The 4,399-nt window shown below is 64.0% G+C and carries 3 protein-coding genes; all 3 read left to right on the top strand.

Annotated features, from left to right (window positions below; genetic code table 11):
- Positions 1-192: 192 nt before the first annotated feature.
- Genes glpA through HMPREF0178_RS11200 form a run of 3 tightly spaced genes read left to right on the top strand, consistent with a single transcriptional unit; the run spans position 193 to position 4,383 of the window.
- A complete protein-coding gene (gene glpA, locus HMPREF0178_RS11210) occupies positions 193-1,860 on the top strand; it encodes an anaerobic glycerol-3-phosphate dehydrogenase subunit GlpA (RefSeq protein WP_009733507.1) in 1,668 nt (555 codons plus the stop codon).
- Positions 1,857-3,146, top strand: a complete 1,290-nt coding sequence (gene glpB / locus HMPREF0178_RS11205; RefSeq protein WP_005025262.1) for an anaerobic glycerol-3-phosphate dehydrogenase subunit GlpB — start codon at positions 1,857-1,859, stop codon at positions 3,144-3,146. The genes glpA and glpB overlap by 4 nt, the downstream gene beginning before the upstream one ends.
- Positions 3,147-3,153: 7 nt before the next feature.
- Positions 3,154-4,383, top strand: coding sequence for an anaerobic glycerol-3-phosphate dehydrogenase subunit C (locus tag HMPREF0178_RS11200; protein ID WP_009733506.1), 1,230 nt, complete (start codon positions 3,154-3,156; stop codon positions 4,381-4,383).
- The last annotated feature ends 16 nt before the right edge of the window (positions 4,384-4,399 follow it).

Below are 4,399 nucleotides of genomic sequence, written 5' to 3'. Positions count from 1 at the left end.
ACCTTTTTCAAAAGGTTCCCTTCCCTCCCAATATCTTACTTTTTCAAAAATTTTCGAATAAGAACTTTTTACCCTTGTTTATGGTTTCATATGTGAATATTCTATTGTAAACGGATGTCAAAGAGGCTATTTTCAGGAGCGACGCACTCCCGGGGCGAGCCCGGGACAAATCCAGAAAGAACGGGAACATCCATGCAGGAACTTTCAGAATATACCAAGCGGCACTGGGACGTCGTCGTCATCGGCGGCGGAGCCACTGGCGCGGGAACCTTGCGCGACCTCGCCATGCGCGGGGTCAAGGCGCTGCTGCTCGAACAGCGCGACCTCGTCCACGGCACAAGCTCCCGCTTCCACGGCCTGCTCCACAGCGGCGCGCGCTACGCGGTGAAAGACGCCGAGGCGGGCCGGGAATGTATCGAGGAAAACCGCATCCTCCGGCGCATCGGCAAGCACTGCGTCGAGGAAACCGAAGGCTTCTTCGTCCGCACGCCCGAAGACGGGGCCGAGTTTGAAGCTGCGTGGGTCACGGCCTGCGACAAATGCGGGATCGAAGCCACCCCCATCTCCGTGAAGGAAGCCCGGACGCTCGAACCCAACCTCGCGGGTAATATCGTGTCCGTGTACCGCGTGCCCGACTCCGCCGTGGACGGCTTCCGCCTCGTCTGGCAGAACGTCCAGAACGCCGTCCGGCATGGCGCGGGCTTCCGCACCTATACGGAAGTCACTTCCATCAACAGCGCCAACGGACAAGTCACGAGCGTAAGCGTGCGCGACTCCCGCACCGGGCAGACCGGGGAAATCCCCTGCAGCTTCGTGGTCAACGCCGCCGGGAGCTGGGTGGGCGAACTGGCCCATACTGCGGGGCTGAACATCAACGTCAAGCCCGACCGTGGGACGCTGGTGGCCTTCAACCACCGCTTCACCAGCCGCGTGATCAACCGGCTGCGCAAGGCGTCCGACGGCGACATCTTCGTGCCGCACGGCTCCATCACCATCCTCGGCACCACCTCCAAGAAGACCGACAAGCCCGACGACACCGTGCCGGATACCGCCGAAGTGCACGATCTGCTCGACATCGGCCGCGTGCTTTTCCCGGAAATCGACAGCTACCGCATCCTCCGCACCTTCGCGGGGACGCGGCCTCTGTACACCGCCGACCCGTCCGCCGAAGGCCGGGGCGCTTCCCGCAACTTCGTGGTCCTCGACCATGAAAAGGAAGGGCTCAAGGGCATGGCGACCATCTGCGGCGGCAAGCTGACCACCTACCGCCTCATGGGTGAGCGCATGGCCGACCTCGTCTGTACCAAGCTCGGCGTGACCGCACAGTGCCGTACCGCCGTGGAGCCGCTGGTGGAGGATACGCCCCCGGCCCTGCTGGAACGCGCGCGCAAGGTCTTCCCGGCGCAAGGCCTGGAACAGGCCGAATCGCGCCTTGGCGACAGTTTTGCCGCCACGGTGGAGCGCCTTGAGGCCGCGCCGTGGAAAAAGGCACTCTTGTGCGAATGCGAGCGCGTCACTATTGCGGAATTCGAACAGGTCGCCTCCGAACCCACGTCCCATTCCCTCAACGACATCCGCCGCCGCACCCGTATGGGCATGGGTACCTGTCAGGGGAGTTTCTGCGGCTTGCGCGGCGTGGGCGCGGTGCTCGAAGCCAAGCTGCTGCCCGCCGGGATGCAGGCCTGCGGTACCGGCGAGTGCGATGCCCTCCCCTGCGGCGCACCGGATCTGCTCCAGAGCTTCCAGCAGGAGCGCTGGTACGGCATCCGCCCGGTGCTGTGGGGCAGCGAATTGCGTGAAACCGAGCTGGCGCGCGGCATGTACGGCGCGACCCTCAACGTAGACGGAGCCGACGAATGATCAAAAGAACACCCTATGACGTCATGATCGCCGGGGGCGGCCTTTCCGGGCTGAGCGCGGCCCTGTTCGCGGCAAAGGCCGGGAAGCGCACGCTGCTCGTCACCAAGGGCTCCGGCGTGCTCGCCATCGGCGGCGGCACCATCGACGTGCTCGGCTACCGTTCCGACGGCACGCCCCTTACCTCGCCCTTCGACGGCTTCGACAGCCTGTCCCCGCGCCATCCCTACGCCATCGTCGGCGCGGAGACCGTCAAAAAAGCGCTGTCCTGCTTCCTCGAGTTCTGCGACGAGGGCGGCTGTCCCTACCTCTGCAACAACGAACAAAACACCCGCGTGGTGACGGCCCTCGGCACGACCAAGCCGAGCTATCTTGTGCCCCATACCATGTCGATGCACGGCGTGGCCGAAGCGGCCAACATTTTCATCGCCGGGGTCGAGGGGCTCAAGGACTTCTCCCCGGCGCTGGCGGCGCAGGGCCTTGCGACGCGCAAGGGGTACATCGGGAAGAACATCGTCCCGGTCATCCTGCCGAGCCCGTTCCCGCTCCAGCGCGACCTCTCCACCCTCGATCTGGCCCGCTATCTGGATACGCCCGAAGGCATCCTCTGGCTGAGCAAGAGCCTGAACAAATACATCGTGCGCGGCGTGCCCGGCGCGGTGTTCGTCCCGGCCATCCTCGGCACCGCCGCCAACAACGACGTGCACAACGCCATCAAGGATCGCACGGGGCACATCGTCAACGAAATCTCCAGCCTGCCCCCGGCGGTGACGGGGCTGCGCCTGCACGCCCTGCTCCTGCGCCTGCTCAAGAAATACGATGTGGATCTCATCGAGCAGTCCACCATCACCGGGGCCGTGGTCGAAAACGGGCGCTGCGCCGCGCTGATCACGACCAACAACGGGCAGGAGCGCCGCTATGAGGCGCGTTCCTTCATCATCGCCACGGGCGGCGTGCTCGGCGAAGGGTTCGCCATCGAGCCCGAACGCGCATGGGAGCCGATCTTCAATATTGATCTGCCCCTGAACCCGTCGTCTCCAGAGTGGTCGCTGCCGGAAGCCTACCCGGCCTGCCGCCAGACGCCGGGGACGCCCCGCCCGTCGCACGGCTTCGCCCTGCTTGGCCCGGATGTGGACGCCAAACTCCGCCCGCTCGGCAAGGACGGCAACCCGCTGTGCGGCAACGTGTTCTTTATCGGCAAGACGCTCGGCGGCTACGATCACGCCGCGGAGAAGTCCGGCAACGGCGTCGCGCTGTCCACGGCCCTCTTTGCAGCCATGAACGCCTGAGGTGCGTATGAAACCTATTGAAACTGTAGATAAATGTACAACCTGCTCGACCTGCGTGGCCTATTGCCCCGTCACCAAGGCGACGCGGGCCTTCAAGGGGCCGAAGCTGACCGGGCCTTCGTCCGAGCGTTTCCGCCTGTATGACGAAACCGGCGGCGGGGAAATCTCGGAAATCGAGGCGCTGGACTATTGTTCCAACTGCAAGAACTGCGACATCGCCTGTCCGTCCGGGGTCAAGATTTCGACCCTCAACATGCTGGCCCGTGCGGAGTACTGCAAGCGCCACAAGCCGCCCCTGCGCGACTGGGTACTGTCCCACGGGCGTATGCTCGGCAGGCTGGCCCGCCGTTTTCCGGGCTGGCTGGTCAATGTCGGCTCCACCAACGCGCTGACCCGGCTCATCCTCGACAAGTTCGGCGTGGACGCCCGCGCGCCCATGCCCGTGTTCGTGCCCCGGAGCTTCACGGAATGGATGGGTGACCACAACGCGATGCTGACGGCCTCGGATCGCAGCCGCCTCACCAAGAAGGCCGTCTTTTTCCCCGGCTGTTACGTGAACGACTACGACCCGCAGACCGGCAAGGATCTCGTTTTCATGCTGGAAAAGGCGGGGTATGAGGTCATTGTGCCCGAGTTCGAGTGCTGCGGGTTGCCGATGGTGGCGAACGGCTTCTTCGACGACGCCCGCGCCGCCGCGAGCCGGAACGTGGACACGCTCGCCGCTCTCGTTTCGTCCGGCGATGTCCCCGTTTTGACGGTCTGCCCGAGCTGCCAGCTCATGCTCAAGCAGGAGTATGCCGAGTATTTCCCGGAACTCGGCAAGCATGAGTCCATTGTCCCCCATGTGCAGGACGCCTGCGAGTTTCTCATCGGCCTTATCGAGTCCGGCGAGCTCGACATCGACGTACGCGAAGACGCCACGAAGCTGGTCTATCATGCCCCCTGCCACCTGCGCGCGCAGGGCATCGGCAAGCCGGGCCTTGATCTGCTCCGCATGGCTTCCGCCAACGTCGAGGACGCCCGTTCCGGCTGCTGCGGCATTTCCGGCAGTTACGGCTTCAAGAAGGAAAAGTACGATGTGGCGGCCTCGGTCGGTTCCGATCTCTTCAAGGCCGTCAAGGACAGTGCCGCCGAGTATTGCGTTACCGAGTGCGGCACCTGCCGCCTTCAGATTTCGCATCACACGAAGCTCCCGTCCATGCATCCGATCTCATGGTTGAGGAAGCTGGTGAAATAGAGGAAAAATTGGAGGG

The sequence above is a fragment of the Bilophila sp. 4_1_30 genome (assembly GCF_000224655.1).
Taxonomy (GTDB): Bacteria; Desulfobacterota; Desulfovibrionia; order Desulfovibrionales; family Desulfovibrionaceae; genus Bilophila; species Bilophila wadsworthia.
The sequence above is the reverse complement of the archived record's forward strand: the minus strand, read 5'-3'. Positions and strand labels throughout refer to the sequence as shown.